Raw genomic sequence first — 19,595 nt, forward strand, 5'->3', positions numbered from 1 at the left:
GGTTAGAACTAGGCAAATCAATCAATGCTATGGTCGTTCCCTACAAAAATCAAAACAAAGGTAAAAAAGAACAAGTCGCCGACATGTTCAATTCCATTTCACATAAATACGACTTCCTAAACCATTTATTAAGTGGTGGAATCGATATTATTTGGAGACGGAAAGCGATCAAATTACTCAAGAACAAAGGCATCAAGAAAGTATTGGATATCGCCACGGGTACCGGTGACTTCGCAATTGAGGCATTAAAAATCAACCCAGAAAAAGTAGTAGGAGTCGATATCTCAGAAGGCATGTTGGCCTTTGGAAAAGAGAAAATCAAGAAAATGGGCTTGGAAGATAAGATCACCTTGCAATTAGGCGATTCAGAAAAACTTCCATTTTCCGACAATAGTTTTGATGCGATCACCGTTAGTTTTGGTGTACGCAATTATGAAACCTTGGAAAAAGGCCTAAAAGATATGTTTCGGGTATTGAAACCGGGAGGCTATTGCCTCATCTTGGAATTTTCGAATCCGAGACATTTCCCGATGAAGCAACTATACAATTTCTATTCGAAATACTGTTTACCGCTATTGGGGAAGCTAATTTCCAAAGATCCTGCGGCATATACCTACCTGCCTGAATCGGTACAAGCATTTCCAGATGGTCCTGATTTCATCAAGATTTATGAATCTTGCGGATTTTCAAGCACCCAATGGATACCGATGACCGGAGGAATTTGTTCCATCTATTTAGGCCAAAAAGCAAAATAATCGTGCGAATCATTCGAAATATAGGAGCATTCTGCTTGTTATTGCTAACCTTCCAATCGTGGGGACAGCATAGCAAGTATACTCGTATTTTTCACGAATATTATGACGAGAAACCCATTCACTTTGGATTCTTGTTCGGATTTGCATCCTCCAATTATTTCATGCAGGCGGATCAAAATATCTTAGGAACAATCGATTCCGTTCGATCACCTCGAAATTTCGGCTTTCAAATTGGGGGACTTGTGAATTATGCCATCGATAAACATTGGGAATTAAAGTCCGGCATCAATATTGCATTGTACGAACGAGAAATCCAATTCAAGAGTGAAGCGAATACGCCACTTTGGAGGGAATCTACCTGGCTTGAAGTGCCCTTACTATTAAAATTACGGTCCGTTCGTCGGAAAAATCACCGTATGTACGTCCTGGGTGGATTTAAACTAGGAGTTGAGGCGAATGTCAAGAAAAAAAGTACCGCATTGAGTGCAAACACAACTGATCTCTCTTTGGAATACGGCTTTGGTCTCGAACAATATTTTCAATTTTTCAAATTCACTCCTGAGATCCGATTTTCACACGGACTCTTGAATTTGTATGTGCCACCATCCGTGGGTGGCCCATACTCCAAACTGAATGATATCCGGTCACATACCGTGACGCTGGTCATCAATTTCGAATAAATTAAGGCATGTTCTTTCTCGCTTTGGCAGGATCAATCGTAGTTTCCAAAGAAGATACTGCTGAAACGCCAAACCATCCTGCTCCTTGCATGCTAGACGCTGCATTCGTATTCTTGATATTGGTTGGTATATTCGCCGCAGGACGAGAAAACAAACCGGCATTATTCAACTCCAAACGCGCCTGCGAATAAAAGCTGAATTGATCCACCGAGATAGAATATAGCTCGACTTTAACTTTATCATTTGCAACATACAATTCCGGATTAATCGCAGCACGAATCGGCAAATTAAACATCAGCCCATCCGTACCTGCCACCTTCTGAAGCGCAGAATCATAGAAAATAACGAGGTTAGATGGAGCATTGAACAGCACTCCATTTTTATAATACTTCAATCGATAACTGCTTCCCTCCCCTTTTAAATCATTCGCAAACCAACGGGCCTCAAATCCTTCTTTGGGCTTCCCTTCTCCTGCTTGACGCGGATTCGCTGTAGCCGTTTTGTAAGCAATGGAATCAATCGGTGGCACCGGATTCATCATGGCAGAAGCGATAAACACATCATTCCCTGCCTTGACACTTAATTGGTAATTCCGCCCCACTTGTCCAAATTGAGGTTTAGCTACCGAAGGAACCCACACATAGGTTCCCGGATTTTCGGCACTTTCAGTAAACCTAAATTCATTGGATGCATCGTCGCGCACAATCACCTCCGCACCTTTTATAGGCGGCACGGCTGTATTATCAAAATAATCTTGCGACTGTGTCAAAACAATCTTTTGGGGGCCTGGCAAATTGGTTAATGTAGCCTCTACAACCAAGTAATGATTTGATTGGGGACTATTTAAAGTCACTACCTCTTCGCATGACATCAAAAATAAAGCAAAAAACAGGATGAAATAGCGCATCTTAAAAAGTAAAATTATAGGTGACAGCGGGTACAAAAGATCCAATAATTGACAATTGAACCGCTTCTGTTTTTAATGTATTGGCATCACTCGGCTGGGTATAAATTGAAAATGGATTCTTTCGATTATACACATTATAAACTGAGAATACCCATTCAGAACTACCTTTTCCAAACAAGGCCTTTTTATTCTTTTTTGTGGCAGAAAGATCCAAGCGATGGTAGTCGGGAACCCGTATATTACCCCGTGTTCCTGCGATCGTTTGTGGATAAGCTATCCCATCAAAAATATATTTTTGTGATGGAATTGAATAAGGAACACCCGTAATGTATGCGAAATTAGCTCCAAATGACCATTTGGAGGAGAGAGCATACTGCCCCACAACATTTAAGGTATGTGTCCGATCATATCGATTGACGTACCATTCATTGTTATTCAGTCCTTCGATTAATCGCTCAGTTCTTGCGAGCGTATAACTTACCCAACCCGTCAAATTCCCCACATTTTTTTTCACAAAAAACTCGGCACCATAAGCTCTTCCTTTTCCAAACAATAAATCCTTTTCAAACAAAGGGTTTAAAAATAGATTCGCTCGGTCTGCATAATCAATTTGATTTTGCATTTCCTTGTAATAAACTTCGACCGAAGTCTCATAATCGTTACCACTTTCACCTACGTTTTTAAACAAACCCAAAGCCACTTGGTCAGCAATCTGTGGCTTAATATTGTTTGTCGAAGAAGTCCACACATCCAAAGGGGTAGATGCCGCTGTATTCGACATTAAATGAACATATTGAGCTAATCGATTATAAGAAGCCTTTAATGAGGAACTTTCGCCTACTTTTAAATTCAAGGCAAATCGAGGCTCCCAATTACCATAATTCGCCACAGAAGTACTAGGCGATACTTGAATTAACTTCAATGTATATCCCGTGGGATTTTCGATACTTGGTGCAACTGGGATACGCTCATAATATTCCCCATTATCACTCTTGTAATCATAATTTGAATATCTTACTCCGTATTGAATGGAAATGCGTGGACTAATCTTCCACTCATCCCCCACATAGGCAGAAAGTTCGACACCACTCTTGTCCACTTGACCAAATTCGCGCTTATCACCGTTAGAGGAAGCTGATGCTTTCCCAGGTGAGAACTGATAGCTTAAAACTTGCGCACCAAAAGTCAGTGTATTATCCGGACTGACATAATAGGTAAAATCCGGCTTAAAGCTTAAGTTTTTAATATTTGATGTCCAACGAAATGCATCTGAAGGTCGTTTGTTTTTCAAATCAGAATCCAACAAATAATCGTAATTACTGTAGAAAGTTGTCGCATTCATGAACAACTTATTGGAGAATACATGATTCCATCGTGCTGAAATCGTACTATTTCCCCAGTTAAAACCAAACCCATTTCCGAAGACGTCACGCCCAAAATACCCCGATAAGAATACCGTATTCTTGGTATTAATGTTGTAATTCACTTTGGCGGTCAAATCATAAAAATTAAATGCCGCATCCGCATTATTACCTGTCAAAAAGGGCTTAGCCAAGATATCGATGTAAGACCGACGAGCGGCAACGATGAATGAAGCCTTGTCCTTAATTAAAGGGGCCTCAATGGAAAGTCTAGAGAATATGACCCCAATACCTCCATTCACCTCGAGTTTTTTGGCATTTCCTTCCTTCATCTTCACATCCAAAATTGATGAAACACGACCACCATATTGCGATGGAATACCTCCCTTAAACAACTTCACGTCCTTGACCGCATCTGGATTAAAGACTGAAAAGAAACCAAATAAATGAGATGAATTATAAACAGGCGCATCATCTAATAAAACCAAATTTTGATCCACACCTCCCCCTCGCACATTAAATCCCGAAGCACCCTCTCCTACCGTAGATACACCTGGTAACAATTGAATCGCACGAACTAAATCAACCTCACCTAATAAGGCTGGAATTTTTCGAATTGTTTTAATATCAATTTTATTCACCGACATCTCAATGCCACGCACATTTTCATCAACCGCTTTCGCTAAGACCTTTACCTCCGCTAGCTCGTTCGACTCAGGCTGCATTTCAATATTTAGGGTCTGGTTTTTACCCGCAAAAGTCACTTTCCGCTCCTGTTTAGCAAATCCTGACGAAGAAAAGACTAAAGTAAATTCACCCGGCTGTACAGACAAACTATAAAATCCATATGTATTGGTCACATTACCTACCTTCAGTTCCTTGATGTAAATGCTAGCACCAATCAATCCTTCTCCATTGGAAACATCCTTCACATATCCACTAATCGTGGCTTTTTGCGCCAATAAACCAAAGGGCAAGAAGCACAATAAACTAAAAACTATTTTTCTAAAAATCATATCGCTCAATTCAAGACACAAATATAACGTGCCGAGGGCCTAAAAGTTTTACCGATTATCATATTATCATTTATTTCATTTTTTTTACAAAACAGGTAATATATTACCGAAATAAAAATAAAACAAATACTTTCGCTACATTTGCTTTACACGAAGCACTAAAATGGATTTAACAATTTTTGGTCAGATCATTCGCGAAAAAAGAAATGCCCTGCGCTTAAAACAGGAGGACCTTAGTATGCAAAGCGGGGTAGCCGTAAAAACCATTCATTCCATTGAATTAGGAAAAGGCAATCCCGCCATAAAAACAATATTACGCTTATTTGAAACATTGGAACTCGACTTCATCGTCGTTTCTGCCAAATCCCTCTAAATGAACCATTATGGAACAAGCCATCAGTTTTGAACGTATCCCAACCCGAATTTTTGATGATTCAGAAAAAGCATCAAAAGCCGTTGCCCAGGAGATTGCAGCCCTTATCCGACAAAAAAACAAGGAAGGAAAGCCAACTATTCTAGGTCTAGCAACCGGATCATCTCCTAAAAAAGTTTACCAGGAACTTATTCGAATGCACAAAGAGGAAGGGCTGAGTTTCAAAAATGTCATCACCTTCAATTTGGACGAATACCACCCAATGGAACCGGACTCTATCCAAAGTTACGTTCGATTTATGCGCGAACAACTCTTTGATCATATCGATATACCGGTAACAAATTACCATATTCCGGATGGAACATTAACGATTGAAAAAATTCCAGAATTCTGTCGGGACTACGAAGCCAAAATTGAAAAATTAGGTGGTTTCGATTTTTACTTGCTTGGAATCGGCCGTAATGGTCACATTGGATTTAATGAGCCGGGGTCGGTTATCAATTCCAAAACTCGTTTGATGACACTTGACATCACAACCAAGATTGATGCTGCCATTGATTTTGGTGGACTAGAAAAAGTACCTAAGCGTGCAATCACGCTGGGAATCGATAAAATCATGCAAGCCAAACGCATCGTTTTATTAGCCTGGGGAGAACACAAAGCACAAAGTGTTGCCAAAGCCGTAGAAGGTCCTATCACATCTGACATCCCGGCCACTTATTTACAGCAACACCCGAATACACTTTTCATTCTCGATGAAACGGCTGCATCCTTATTGACACGTATCAAAACACCTTGGTTAGTCGACTCAGTTACCTGGGACCGCAACATGATCAAAAAAGCGGTAACTCACCTTTCCCTTCATTTAGGCAAACCCGTATTAAAGTTGACCAGTAAAGATTATAACGAGCATGGCATGTCGGACTTGCTTTCCCTATACGGACAGGCCTACGACATCAACATCGAAGTATTCAACTACTTACAACATACGATCACAGGCTGGCCAGGCGGAAAACCAAATGCAGATGATACGCATAGACCTGAACGCGCTTTCCCTGCCAAGAAAAAAGTCATCATTTTTAGCCCCCACCCAGACGATGATATCATCTCCATGGGCGGAACATTCCAGCGTTTACATGATCAAGGGCACGACGTACATATAGTCTATCAAACTTCAGGTAACATCGCCGTTGCAGATGATGAAGCGTTACGATTCGCAGAATTTGTCGTTGACTTCAATGAAAAATTTGAAAGCTCGAATGCAAAAGCCAATAAAATCTACAAGGAGGCAGTTAAGTTCTTAAAAAACAAGAAGGATTCTGAATTAGATATTCCAGCTGTTCGCGAGATCAAAGGCCTCATCCGACAAGGCGAAGCGAAAAATACTTGTCGGTTCGTGGGAATCAAAAAAGAAAATGCACATTTCTTACATATGCCCTTTTATGAAACGGGAACTATACGCAAGAAACCCATCGGAGAAGAAGATATCCAATTAATTATGGATATCATCGAAGAAATCCAACCGCATCAAATCTATGCTGCGGGCGATTTAGCAGATCCGCACGGTACACATAAAGTCTGCCTGGATGCCATCTTTGAAGCAATCCAACGCCTAAAACATCGTGAATACATGAAGAATTGTTGGGTTTGGCTATACAAAGGGGCGTGGGCTGAATGGGATATCGATCAAATCGAAATGGCAGTTCCCATGTCCCCTGACCAAGTATTTAAAAAACGAATGGGTATCTTCAAACACCAATCACAAAAAGATGGTGTTGTTTTCCAAGGAGAAGATTCGCGTGAATTCTGGCAACGTGCGGAAGAACGAAACCGAGGCACTGCTCAAATTTACAATGCACTCGGTTTAGCTGAATACGAGGCCATGGAAGCCTTTGTTCGTTGGAAATTCTAAGCCAAAGCCTCAAATAACACCTCGGCGGTATGCTTCGCATGGCGTTGCGTACCGTCGTGGATTTGATGTCGGCAACTCGTACCCGATGCCACAATTTCCACTTCGGCTGGTTGAGAGCGAACTGTAGGGAATAAAACTAATTCCCCAATCTGCATGGATAAATCATAATGCTCTTTTTCGTAACCAAAAGATCCTGCCATCCCGCAACATCCTGAAGGAATCAATTGAACCTCAAAATTAGCAGGCAACGACAAAGCCTTTTTAGCAGCTACCAAAGAGCTCATGGATTTTTGTTGGCAATGCCCATGCAACTTCAACAATTTCTTTTCGCTTGAAAATGCTTTTCCATTGATACGTTTGGCATCCGCCTCCCGCGCAATAAACTCCTCTAATAACAATACATTTTTACTCAATGCTTGCGCCTTCTCTAACCACGCATCCGACACTAAATCAGGATATTCATCTCGGAATGTCAAAATAGCGGAAGGTTCAATCCCTACTAAAGGAGTCTCAGCAGTTGCAAGCCCCGACCATAATTCGACATTTTTTTGTGCCAAATTACGTGCCTCATCAAGCATACCTTTCGACAAGAATGATCTACCCGAAATCGGATGCTGTAAGGTACGCACCTCATAACCTAAAGCTTCAAGCAATAACACTGCCTTACGTCCAACTTCAGCATCATTGAAGTTCGTGAATTCATCTACAAATAGATATACGGCTTTGGATGACTGAATCGAATGACGACCTTTCAACCAAGACCATAAAGTTTGTTTAGCCATTAATGGCATCGTACGTTCCGGATGAAATCCGACCATACGATTAGAAATCCGACGTAAAAATGGCGTTCCCATCACCAAATTATAGAGGAAAGGTACCCGTGATGCATATGCAGATACAGAGGCAAAATGACCCACAAGCCAACTGCGTAATGGTGTACCATTTTCCTTTTGGTATTGATACAAGAATTCCATCTTCAATTTAGCCACATCGACATTGGAAGGGCATTCTGCTTTACAACCCTTACAAGCTAAACACAAATCCATTACCTCTTTAATTTCTTTGTGATTAAAGCGATTAGCTTGCGTTGAGCGTGTTAAAAATTCCCGAAGGATATTCGCACGTGCACGTGTAGTTTCTTTTTCATTACGTGTTGCCATAAACGACGGACACATCGTACCGCCAGAAACAGGCGTCTTCCTACAATCCCCCGAACCATTGCATTGCTCGGCATGTTGCAAAACATCTTGATCCTGATAACGGAAGGCTGTTTTGAACTCAGGAGTTTGTTGGCCTGCCTCATAACGCAAAAAGGTATCCATTGGTGGCGTATCAACAATCTTATTCGGATTGAAAATCCCCTTCGGATCCCACCAAGATTTTAGCTCACGCATCAATTGGTAATTGGCCTTTCCCACCATCCAAGGAATAAATTCTCCACGTAAACGGCCATCGCCATGTTCGCCCGACAAGGACCCTTGGTATTTTTTCACCAAATGAGCAATTTCCTCTGCAATGTGTCGGAATTGCTTGTGGCCTTCCTCTGTCTTTAAATTAATGATTGGTCGCAAGTGCAATTCTCCGGAACCCGCATGTGCATAATGTACACAATACAAATTATTTTCAGAGAGAATCTCATTAAACTCGGCAATAAAAGCAGGCAAGTCATTCACATCGACCGCAGTGTCCTCAATTACCGCAACGGCTTTTTCGTCACCTGGCAAGTTAGACAACAAGCCTAAGCCCGCTTTTCTCAAATCCCAAACCTTTTTTACATCTCCACCTGTAACGAATGGAAAATGATAGCCGAGGTTTTCAGCTAACATCGCTTCTTCTACTGCTTTCGCCTGAGTAGCTAAATCATCAGCATTGTCAGAACGAAGTTCCACAACCAGAATTGCTCCCGGGTCTCCATCCACGAAAAAACGATTTAGACTCTGTTCGGCATTTGCTTTGGTACATTCTAAAATATAATGATCCATCAACTCAGAAGCGGATGGATTAAAGCGCAAGGCAATTAAATTTGCGCGTAAAGCCTCATCAATGTTATTAAAATGCGCACAAACCAAACCCAAATGTGCTGGTGGCAACGGATCGACGTGAACTTTAATACGTGTCACAAAGCACAAAGTTCCTTCAGAACCAGCTAAAAGTGCACAAAAATTAAAGGCTGGTTTATCAGCCACAAATGCATCCGTATTTAACAACATATCCACCGCATACCCCGTATTTCTACGCTTAATACTTGGCTTCGGAAACTCGTCGTTGATATTTTTTTGATTTTTGGGATTTGAAAGTGCTGCTAAAGTTTGTGCATATATACTATGCAAGCGCGAACCCGGCTGTAATGTTTGTACCGTTTGATGTGGATCTTCAGCTTTAAAATGCACGAAAGTTCCATCCGACAAATATCCCTCAACTTCCAAGATATGATCCCGCGTAGAGCCATAAACAACAGAATTCGAACCACAAGAGTTATTTCCAAGCATACCGCCAATCATTGCACGATTTGCCGTTGATGTTTCAGGTCCGAAAAACAAACCATGTTTTTTCAACTCCACGTTCAACACGTCACGCACGACACCTGGCTCAACCCAAGCATAGGATTCTGCGGCATTAACCTCCAGAATTCGATTGAAATGTTTAGAAACATCAACAACTAATCCACTTCCTACAACCTGACCGGCCAATGAAGTACCAGCAGTACGCGGAATCAACGGAATTTGATGTTGGTCAGCAAATTGAATCAAGGTCTCAATGTCCTGAATCGTCTCAGGTATCGCAACGCCTAAAGGCATCTCCCGATAGGCCGATGCATCTGTGGCATACAGCGTTCGCATCACGTTGTCCGTGTGCAAAGCACCTTGTAATTGACTTGCTAATTGATTGAGAACTTGAGCATCCATGTACGTGTAATTATCGCTGAATGTGCAATTTACACAAAGCGCGGATTAGTAGCAATTGAGCTAGGATATAAGTCGACATGACCGCAAAGGAATTCCACGGATATTCAAAATAAAACTTACCAAAAGCTAATAAGCTATCAGAAACAACGAATAAAAAAGCGCCCCAACGGAGTTCGATATTAGGAATTTGAAAAGCAAAATATAACATGGAACCTAAAGCCAGGGCATAAACCACCACTGGAGGTACTAGGGCTGCAGGTAGGTTGGGATACAAAAATCCTAAAAAACCGATGATATAGACCAAAACGGGAATCAACAAATAGGACCAACGTAGCGCACCTAGCTTGACAAACTGTCTTATATAAGCCATTTGCATGACCAAGAAAGAACCTAAGCCCAATTGGAAATAAAGGGCAGCATCACCTGGAATCAGCAAAAAAACATCCCCTAACCAAGCAAAAAGCAATGTAAATAAAAGGGAATTTCGCATAGCAGGTTTTAAGCCATAGCCGAAGACAAAAATTCCCAATAAAATCATCAACAAGGGCTTAGTAACATAGCGAATGGCAGAATGGCTAGCAAGCAATTCCATGCATGCAACTAGGCCATAAGCGATAAGCACACGATTTGCTTTCATCAGTATCTGTATTTGCCTTTTTTGAAATCAAATAGCACGATAACTTTGCCATCGGCTTTTTTAATAAGGACAGAATCCTGCATGACTGGATCAACTCGCTGAATGAAGGAATCCGTTTCATTCAGATATAGGTTAACATTTTGCGCATCCAAGGGGTCGATAACCAAATTGCGAAGGTATTTTGAATCCAAAATATTGGCTTTGGATGAAGGATACACAACGGTATCACCCTTTTGATATTGGGCTTGTATTTTAGCGGCAATACTGGGATATGGATTCGGTCCACGATTCACAGAAAAGGTATATTTCTGATGCTGATCTGAATAGAGAGGCACAAATAAGGCAACCAATTGATAGGTCTGAGCCAACAGATAAACAAAGGCAAAAATCCGGTACCAAATCGCTTGTTTCAAGATATAATCAAATATGCCTACCGACAGAAATATTCCAAAAGGCAAGCCAAAACAAGCATAACGTAGGAAAAAGCCAGAAGTCGTACCCGCATTTACAGCAGCAGCAAATAGAAATACAACGGGCAAAAGAATTTGAATAATTCCCAAGACATATATTCCCCGACTTGCACGATCCAACGATTTGATCCATTGATAGATCAAAAAGAGAAAGCCAACTAACAGGACGCTTCCAATTTTAAAACCATGTTTGACATACAGGTCGTTTGTCCAGAAAAAGTGATCGGACAAAATCGAAATCGTGCGTTTAAAAAGATTTGCAGGCGTCGCGAATTCTAACCAGCCTGGAATTTCCCCATTTTTTCGAATATAAGTAATTAATTGTTCCGCGGCATTTGCTTGAAATCCCATGAAATAACGTGCAGGTCCCCAAATAAACCAAGCAACAAATGGAACAAGAATTAAACCCAAACGCGTCGTCATTCGCAGCCAAATGGTCCGATTACGTACAAAAAAGGCCATATAAACAAACTGCCCTACGAGTGCTAAAGCTGTCAAATAAGTACTAAACAATGCACCTATTGAACTTAATACCCAGAGCGCAAGGTATTTTTTATTCCCATTTAATTCCCCTTCTCGTTTGATAACCAATAACCAAAAGAGGTAATTCGAGGCCGTTGTAAAAAATAAACTAGTGGCATAATTACGAGCCTGCTGACTATAGATTACAAAGAAAGGTTCAATGGCAGCAAAGAAGACAATCGCGAGAGTCCAAAGGTTTGATTTGCTGAATTGTCGGGCCCAGCGAAACATCACCCAAATCGTCAACATATTAAACATGACGGAAACGCTCCGCATGGCTGCATCCCCTTTACCAAATAACCAAGCAAATAGCTTGAGCATCATATCATGTACAAGACTATTCCCGCTAACATCACCGCGAGCATCAGCATCCAACCAGGATTTTATCCCTCGCGGAGCCCAAAAATCAGCAGGTGTAAAGGTCTTGTCAGGACGCATTAATTCACCCATCCCGCCTTGATTTGTGTTGGCGACGCCTAACAAGACACTCGATCGCTCGTCGGAGAAAAGACTGAATTGTCCCAAATGATAAACGCGTAAAAAAAGAGCTAATAGAATTAGTCCGAGAAAAACGAAAAAATACAGTTCTTTCTTTATTTGCATCGTATCCTAAAATATGAAAATCACCTAATCTTTCGACTAGGTGATTTTAACAAATTAATTCATCCATTGATTATGAGCCACAAGCCTCACATGCTTCTGGATTATCCAATGAACATGTCATGTCAGCACGATTTTGCGCATCATCTGTTTGGAATGAAGCTGCGGCAGCTGCTTGTGCTGCGTGTGCGGCATATTGCAATTCTGTCTCGTGTACATCATTCGATTGCTCGATTGCCACATCTGCTTGTTTCTCGATTGTAAATTTAATCGCGTCAGCAGCGGCTTTTGTACGTAAGTAATACATACCTGTTTTCAAACCTAACTTCCAAGCGTGGAAGTGCATAGATGTTAATTTACCAAAGTTCACATCTTGAATGTGGATATTTAAACTTTGAGATTGGCAAATATAAGCACCACGATCTGCGGCCATTTCTAAGATGGTTTTTTGCTTAATCTCCCAAACCGTCTTGTAAAGATCTTTCAAGTTTTGTGGAATCTCTGGGATGTTTTGAACAGATCCGTTGGCAGAGATCAACTTGTTTTTCATGGATTCATTCCACAAGTTCAATTTGATCAAGTCTTTCAACAAGTGCTTATTCACAACAGCAAACTCTCCTGACAACACACGACGTGCGTAGATATTTGATGTATATGGTTCAAAACATTCGTTATTACCCAAGATTTGGCTCGTAGAAGCCGTTGGCATTGGTGCAACTAACAAGGAGTTACGTACACCGTGCTCCACAACTTGTTGGCGCAATTTCTCCCAATCCCAGTTTCCTGAAGATGGAGTCACATTCCACATATCAAATTGGAAAATACCTTTTGAGATGGGTGAACCTTCCCAAGTTGAGTAAGGACCTTCCACTTTCGCTAATTCCATGGATGCTTCCATCGCAGCGAAATAGATCGTTTCGAAGATATCTTTATTCAGTTGCTTCGCCTCTTCAGATTCGAATGGCATACGCAACATAATGAACACGTCAGCTAATCCTTGAACACCTAGACCAATAGGACGGTGACGTAAGTTTGAATTACGAGCCTCTGGAACTGGGTAGTAGTTAACATCAATGATTTTGTTCAAGTTGACCGTTGCAGCTTTCGTTACTTCATACAACTTCGCGTGATCAAACTCAGATACTCCTTGCTCGTTCGTACGAACATACTTTGGCAAGGCTAATGAAGCCAAGTTACATACGGCAACCTCATCTTTCGATGTGTACTCCATGATTTCAGTACACAAGTTCGAAGACTTGATTGTACCTAAATTTTTCTGATTTGACTTGTTGTTCGCATGGTCTTTGTACAACATATATGGTGTACCAGTCTCTGTTTGCGACTCTAATACTTTAAACCAAAGCTCTTGCGCCTTCACAGTAGCACGTGCTTTGCCTTCTAATTCATATTTGTGATACAATGCCTCAAATTCCTCGCCGTAAGCATCTGATAAACCTGGACACTCATGTGGACAGAACAATGACCACTCCTCGTTGCTTTCTACACGCTTCATGAATAAATCTGGAATCCACAAGGCATAGAATAAGTCACGCGCACGCATTTCTTCTTTTCCGTGGTTTTTCTTCAATTCCAAGAAATCAAATACATCTGCATGCCAAGGCTCTAAATAAATCGCAAACGATCCTTTACGCTTTCCACCCCCTTGATCCACGTAACGTGCCGTATCGTTGAATACACGCAACATAGGAATAATACCATTCGATGTACCATTCGTCCCTTTGATATATGAACCCGTTGCACGAACGTTATGAATGCTTAAACCGATACCTCCCGCCGACTGAGAAATCTTAGCCGTTTGCTTCAATGTATCATAGATTCCTTCGATCGAATCGTCCTGCATAGCAAGCAAGAAACATGACGACATTTGAGGCTTTGGAGTACCTGCATTAAACAAGGTTGGAGTAGCATGCGTAAACCAGCGCTCCGACAATAAATTATAGGTATGAATAGCTGCTGCAATATCCGCTCCATGGATACCTACCGCCACACGCATTAACATGTGTTGAGGACGCTCAGCGATTGCACCATCCAACTTCAATAAGTAAGATTTCTCTAATGTCTTGAAACCAAAGTAATCATAACCAAAATCCCGGTCATAGATAATCGCTTCATCCAGCTCTACCGCATTCTTCTTGATGATGTCAAAAACTTCTTTAGAAAGTAATGCTGCGTTTTGTCCTGTCTTCGGATCAATGTACGTGTAAAGACGCTTCATTGTCGCAGAAAATGACTTTAACGTGTTTTTATGCAGATTTGAGATGGCGATACGCGCAGCAAGAGTTGCGTAATCTGGGTGCTTTGTTGTCAAAGAAGCCGCTGTTTCTGCTGCTAAATTATCCAATTCAGTCGTCTTAACCCCATCATATAAACCCGAAATAACCTTTCTTGCCACCTCTAAAGGCTGAACAAAAAATGGATCCAAGCTGTAGCACAACTTCTCTATGCGAGCTGTGATTTTGTCAAACTTGACAGATTCGCGACGACCGTCTCTTTTAATTACGTACATGTGTTTCTATAAAATATAAATTAGAATAATCATTTCGGTACAAGCCAAACTAAACACAATAAGATTCCCAACTAAGATTTGCTTTTTCTTAATTTCACTAGGTCGACTTATGGTTAAAATTGACCCGTTGGCGGTTTTGTTTTATTGCTTTTCGTAAGCTGAAAATTGAAGCACTTCCAGCGGCTTGGGCACTATGTAAAATTAGAAAAAAATGAGAGGCCGTGCAAACATTTTTCCAAGCTAAAAAAGATGAAAATAATTCCATATTTAAAATACACTATGACATAGCGCCATAGGAAAATCCAATGGCAGTATCTCTCTTGGAAAAGTACCATAAAATATTTTTGAAAAATTTTTTCAAGGTATTTAGGCTTTGATTTTACTGAAAATTATATACACGCATGATTTGTATTTATGTAGATAATAATTAATTTTGCAACCCGAATAAATGAAGTCCATTCCCAGGGATTTCCAATTAATTTTAAAATAGACGGCAGGGAATCGTCATTATACAAACACAATGAAAAAAGATATCCACCCAGAATACAAAGAGGTTGTATTTCACGATTTATCAGCTGATTACAAGTTCTTAACTCGTTCTTGCGTTCAAACAACTGAAACAACTGAATTTGAAGGAGCAACTTACCCAGTTTACAAACTAGAGGTTTCTTCTCAGTCACATCCTTTCTACACAGGTAAAAATGTATTGTTAGATACTACGGGTCGTGTTGATAAATTCAACAAGCGTTACGCGAAGAACTAGTATTCATTATAGCATACAAAAAAAGCCTCCACATGTCTTCATGTTGAGGCTTTTTCCGTTTATTTGCAAGATGTGGAAGACAAGCCAACTCCTTGATGATGTACAAATAAGCATGCAAATGCGCCCGCTGACTTATACAAGAAAGTTAAGCGAACTATGGGTGGGACTAAGTACAATCGAAGCTAAATGGAAATCTTTTGAAAACATCCTTTCGCCAGATACTTATATACTAGGTTCTGTTTTACCGAGCAAAGATCTCGTCCAACAAATCCTTCAATTACCATCGGACTCAACCCTCTATTGGGAAAGCCAATGGATCGCCTATCGGGCTTCGACTCCACAAAGCGAACATACACAACGTATATACCTCAAGGAGCAACCCACATTTATTCAATTCCCGGAAGATTTACTCGAGGCAAATAGGCAAGCATTAACCCGCGAAATTACTCCAAATACATTTGACCTCAACGCATTAGGCGAACGAGGAAACACTTGTATCAATTCCTCAAACTGTTACATCGATTCCAGCGCATCCATCACAGGCTCCATATTAGATGCCAGTCAAGGCCCCATATTTATAGGAAAGAACGTAACACTACAAATAGGAACCTACATGCAAGGACCCGCCGCAATCTTAGCGGATAGTGTCACAAATTTAGGTGCCAAAATAAGACCCTTCACAACCATAGGACCTGGATGCAAAGTAGGAGGCGAAATCAGTGCGAGTATCTTTTTCCCTTACAGCAATAAGTCGCACGAAGGTTTTATCGGAAATTCCATCATTGGCTCTTTCTGTAACCTTGGGGCGTTAACAACTTGTTCCAATGTCCGCAACGACCTAAAACCCGTACAACTATACAATTACGCCACAAACAAGCCACGAAAAACGGGATGCAAATCCTTTGGCATACTGCTCGGTGATTACGTAACAACAGGCATTCATACCAAATTCAACACAGGCACAGTCGTAGGAAACCATTGCAACATCAGTGGCACACAATTTCTGCCCAAATACATTCCTTCTTTGACCTGGGGTGAATACCCCGACTTCAGCCCCTATCGAAAAGATCAAGCCGCAGAAAATGCTTCCGCATGGATTCTTGCCAAAAAACAAGAAATCCCTGAAAATCTGCCCAGCAACATCGAACAAATTTGGAAAGAGGAAGCAAATGCCCGAAATTAGCTTATTCATTAATTAGGGAAACCGCATGCGCTTTCAAGACATCCCCGGATTACAACAAACCAAGAAACAATTGAGCCAATCTGTTCTCAACGAACACATTGCTCATGCCCAATTATTTCATGGTCCTACCGGTGGTGCTCAATTAGCCATGGCAATGGCATTTACTTCGTATTTATTCTGTACGAACCGACAAGGTGAGGATTCTTGTGGGACTTGTCCAAGTTGCCAAAAAGTGCACAAAGGCATCCATCCAGACATCGTCTACCTGTTCCCGAGTGTCACGACTAAAAAAATCAAAGAGGCAGAATCCGACGCCTTCCTTCCGGAATGGCGTAATTTCATCACGGGAGGCCTCTTTCGGGTACTTCCCGAGTGGCTTGCAGCTATGGGTGCTGAAGGAAACAAACAGGGAAATATCCCCGTCGAAGAAACCCGCAAGCTCCTAGGAAAAATAAGCCTTAAACCTTTTGAAGCTCCTTTCAAAGTGGTCATTATTTGGAACCCCGAATCGCTGAATTTATCATCCGGGAATGCCCTGCTTAAAACCTTAGAGGAGCCACCCAGCGACACCCTATTCTTATTAGTTTGTTCGGATGCCCAAAAGTTGTTAACAACCATTTTATCCAGAACACAACGCATTGCTATTCAGGCTGTTGACGAAACATCGCTCGCCGATTTTTTAGTCAAAGAGACGGGGACAAGCCTTGAAAATGCGCAAAATTTAGCGATCAGTTGCGAAGGAAATATTGCTTGGGCTTTGGACAAGGCCAAGTCGGAGAATTTAAGCACTTCTACTTGGTTTGCCGACTGGATGCGTGCCGTTTATCAAAAGAATTTAAGCAAATTAGTTGGCCTCGCCGACCAGTTTGATGGCCTCGCAAAAGAGGATCAAAAAAGCTTATTGGAATACGCGTTACACATTTTCAGACAATGTTTATACCAAATTTCGGACGCCCCATCGCTTATTAAAGCATTGGAAAAAGAAAAGGCATTCATTGCCAATTTCTCCAAAACATTGAACCGTCCAGCCATTGAAAAAATAAGCGAAAAAGTATCCACTGCCCATTATCATTTGGAAAGAAATGGTCGGGCAAAAATGATTCATTTGGATTTATCTTTACAAATAATTCGAATTGCTAATGCCAACAAATAAACTCATCCGAATTGGGACGCGAAATTCTGCCCTTGCCATGTGGCAAGCGAGGCATATCGCAGACATGTTGGCATCAGCAGGATACAGCGTTGAAATTGTTGATATTATTACCATTGGAGACAAAATCCTCGATCGTTCTCTTTCGAAGATAGGTGCCAAAGGTGTATTTACGGAAGAATTAGAGACCATGTTGCGAAATGGGGAAATTGATATAGCCCAACATTCCGCAAAGGATCTCCCTTCAACATTAGCTGAAGATTTGCCATTAATTGCATTCACCAAACGGGAGGCCGCGCATGATGTAGTCCTCAGCCTAAATCCAGATTTCCGCTTAGCTTCACTTGAAGGAGCGGTGGTTGGAACTTCGAGCACACGTCGGCGTGCGATGATGGCGAAGGAATTCCCACATCATAGCTTGGTGGAAATGCGGGGAAATCTCCAAACAAGATTAGAAAAATTAAAAAGTGGCGCGTGTGATGCGATGATTTTGGCTTATGCTGGCGTACATCGCATGGGGATGGAATCTTATATCGTTGAGCATTTGCCTATTGAGACATTTACCCCTGCTGTAGGTCAAGGTTCTGTTGCAATTCAATGCTCAAGCAGATTAGATTCTGCATTGAGAGCTGCTATTCGCCAACTTTGTAATGATGAAAAAACAGAAGCCTGTTTACTCGCTGAGCGACATTTGTTAGCGCAATTGGATGGCGGATGCAGTGTGCCGGTGTATGGACATGCATATCATCAAGCAGAAGGAATATTTTTACAAGCGGGCGTGCTAGGATTACGAGGCGAGGTGGATATCAAATCAAATGGCCTGGGGGCAGATCCAGAAATGCTTGGCAAAACCGTAGCACAAGAATTAATTGATCAAGGAGCACAAACACTATTACAAGAAATTAGGACACAATTAGCATCATGAAAAAAACCATTCTTATCACAGGATCGAATGGCCTACTCGGGCAAAAATTAGTCGACCTACTTAGTAAAGAGGCTGGCGTAAATTTGATTGCATCAGCCCGCGGAGAAAACCGTTTACCCAATCGGAGTGGTTACACGTATCAAACGCTCGATATCACGGATCCAAAGGCTGTAGAAGAGGTCTTTTCTGCATACCAACCACAAATAGTTATCCATACGGCAGCAATGACGAATGTGGATACATGTGAAACAGATTTAGCGGGTTGCGAAGCTTTGAATGTGAAGGCGGTTGAATACATTGTTCAAGCATGCTCAAAATACAATACATTTCTTTGCCATTTGTCGACCGACTTTATTTTTGATGGAGAGGCTGGTCCTTATGCAGAAGATGCAAAGCCAAACCCGATTTCCGTTTATGGAGAGAGTAAATTGAAAGCCGAACAAATTGTTCAAGCTTCATCGATTCGTTGGGCCATTGCTCGCACCGTATTGGTGTTTGGAATTGTACCGGACATGAGTCGAACCAATATTGTTCTTTGGGTCAAAAAATCGTTGGAGGACGGAAAGCAAATCAACGTGGTTACCGATCAATTCAGAACACCTACCCTTGCTGAAGACCTCGCAATGGGCTGTTGGCTCATCGCCCAAAAAGAAGCGGAGGGTATTTTTAATATCTCCGGAGAAGAATTATTGACCCCCTATGAAATGGCAATCAAAACAGCTGAATTCTTTGATTTACCCAAGGAATTGATAAAACCAGCTGATTCTTCGACATTCTCACAACCTGCGAAGCGACCTCCAAGGACGGGATTTATTCTCACCAAAGCTAAAAACATTTTGGGATATCAACCTAAAACCTTTAGCGAAGGAATTGCACTTATGGCCTCACAGATAAACTAAAAAAAGGTC

At 41.4% G+C, this 19,595-nt stretch carries 15 protein-coding genes; 9 read left to right on the top strand and 6 right to left on the bottom strand.

Going from position 1 to position 19,595, the window contains the following annotated elements; translation table 11 throughout:
- The first annotated feature begins 29 nt into the window (after positions 1-29).
- Together ubiE and porT are read left to right on the top strand one after the other, a co-directional pair.
- Positions 30-755, top strand: a complete 726-nt coding sequence (gene ubiE, locus V7S75_RS04920) for a bifunctional demethylmenaquinone methyltransferase/2-methoxy-6-polyprenyl-1,4-benzoquinol methylase UbiE (RefSeq protein WP_459511869.1) — start codon at positions 30-32, stop codon at positions 753-755.
- Between the two features lie 2 nt (positions 756-757).
- On the top strand, positions 758-1,435 hold the full coding sequence (porT, locus tag V7S75_RS04925) for a type IX secretion/gliding motility protein PorT/SprT (RefSeq protein ID WP_459511871.1): 678 nt from the start codon (positions 758-760) through the stop codon (positions 1,433-1,435).
- A 1-nt stretch (position 1,436) separates the two neighbouring features.
- On the opposite strand, the gene V7S75_RS04930 is transcribed toward porT, so the two are convergent.
- Positions 1,437-2,342: a DUF4249 domain-containing protein gene (locus V7S75_RS04930; protein WP_459511873.1), complete on the bottom strand. Its 906-nt coding sequence runs from the start codon at positions 2,340-2,342 to the stop codon at positions 1,437-1,439.
- 1 nt (position 2,343) lies between these two features.
- Complete coding sequence (locus tag V7S75_RS04935; RefSeq protein ID WP_459511875.1) at positions 2,344-4,719, bottom strand: TonB-dependent receptor; 2,376 nt, start codon at positions 4,717-4,719, stop codon at positions 2,344-2,346.
- A gap of 163 nt (positions 4,720-4,882) precedes the next feature.
- Here V7S75_RS04935 and V7S75_RS04940 point away from each other — a divergent pair, with 163 nt between their 5' ends.
- A complete protein-coding gene (locus tag V7S75_RS04940) occupies positions 4,883-5,092 on the top strand; it encodes a helix-turn-helix transcriptional regulator (protein ID WP_377975285.1) in 210 nt (69 codons plus the stop codon).
- Between the two features lie 10 nt (positions 5,093-5,102).
- Positions 5,103-7,004, top strand: a complete 1,902-nt coding sequence (gene nagB, locus V7S75_RS04945) for a glucosamine-6-phosphate deaminase (RefSeq protein WP_459511878.1) — start codon at positions 5,103-5,105, stop codon at positions 7,002-7,004.
- Here the strand turns inward: nagB and V7S75_RS04950 are convergent.
- The 4 genes from V7S75_RS04950 to V7S75_RS04965 form a co-directional block, all read right to left on the bottom strand.
- Entirely contained in the window at positions 7,001-9,910 is a 2,910-nt protein-coding gene (locus tag V7S75_RS04950; protein WP_459511879.1) for an FAD-binding and (Fe-S)-binding domain-containing protein, read from the bottom strand. The genes nagB and V7S75_RS04950 overlap by 4 nt on opposite strands.
- 10 nt (positions 9,911-9,920) lie before the next feature.
- A complete protein-coding gene (locus tag V7S75_RS04955) occupies positions 9,921-10,547 on the bottom strand; it encodes a lysoplasmalogenase (RefSeq protein ID WP_459511882.1) in 627 nt (208 codons plus the stop codon).
- Positions 10,547-11,989: a glycosyltransferase family 39 protein gene (locus V7S75_RS04960; protein WP_459511885.1), complete on the bottom strand. Its 1,443-nt coding sequence runs from the start codon at positions 11,987-11,989 to the stop codon at positions 10,547-10,549. The genes V7S75_RS04955 and V7S75_RS04960 overlap by 1 nt, the downstream gene beginning before the upstream one ends.
- 223 nt (positions 11,990-12,212) lie before the next feature.
- Positions 12,213-14,666 (bottom strand): ribonucleoside-diphosphate reductase subunit alpha, encoded by a 2,454-nt coding sequence (locus V7S75_RS04965; RefSeq protein ID WP_459511887.1) that lies wholly within the window; start codon positions 14,664-14,666, stop codon positions 12,213-12,215.
- Between the two features lie 520 nt (positions 14,667-15,186).
- Here V7S75_RS04965 and V7S75_RS04970 point away from each other — a divergent pair.
- The 5 genes from V7S75_RS04970 to V7S75_RS04990 all read left to right on the top strand — a co-directional run bounded on the left by V7S75_RS04970 (position 15,187) and on the right by V7S75_RS04990 (position 19,586).
- Entirely contained in the window at positions 15,187-15,429 is a 243-nt protein-coding gene (locus V7S75_RS04970) for a type B 50S ribosomal protein L31 (protein WP_315576023.1), read from the top strand.
- Between the two features lie 70 nt (positions 15,430-15,499).
- Complete coding sequence (locus tag V7S75_RS04975) at positions 15,500-16,612, top strand: putative sugar nucleotidyl transferase (protein ID WP_459511888.1); 1,113 nt, start codon at positions 15,500-15,502, stop codon at positions 16,610-16,612.
- A gap of 25 nt (positions 16,613-16,637) precedes the next feature.
- Positions 16,638-17,765, top strand: a complete 1,128-nt coding sequence (locus tag V7S75_RS04980; protein WP_459511890.1) for a DNA polymerase III subunit — start codon at positions 16,638-16,640, stop codon at positions 17,763-17,765.
- On the top strand, positions 17,752-18,687 hold the full coding sequence (hemC, locus tag V7S75_RS04985) for a hydroxymethylbilane synthase (protein WP_459511892.1): 936 nt from the start codon (positions 17,752-17,754) through the stop codon (positions 18,685-18,687). The genes V7S75_RS04980 and hemC overlap by 14 nt, the downstream gene beginning before the upstream one ends.
- A complete protein-coding gene (locus V7S75_RS04990) occupies positions 18,684-19,586 on the top strand; it encodes an SDR family oxidoreductase (RefSeq protein WP_459511894.1) in 903 nt (300 codons plus the stop codon). The genes hemC and V7S75_RS04990 overlap by 4 nt, the downstream gene beginning before the upstream one ends.
- Positions 19,587-19,595: the final 9 nt, after the last annotated feature.

Source organism: Aquirufa sp. TARAVU-A1A (genome assembly GCF_054558675.1).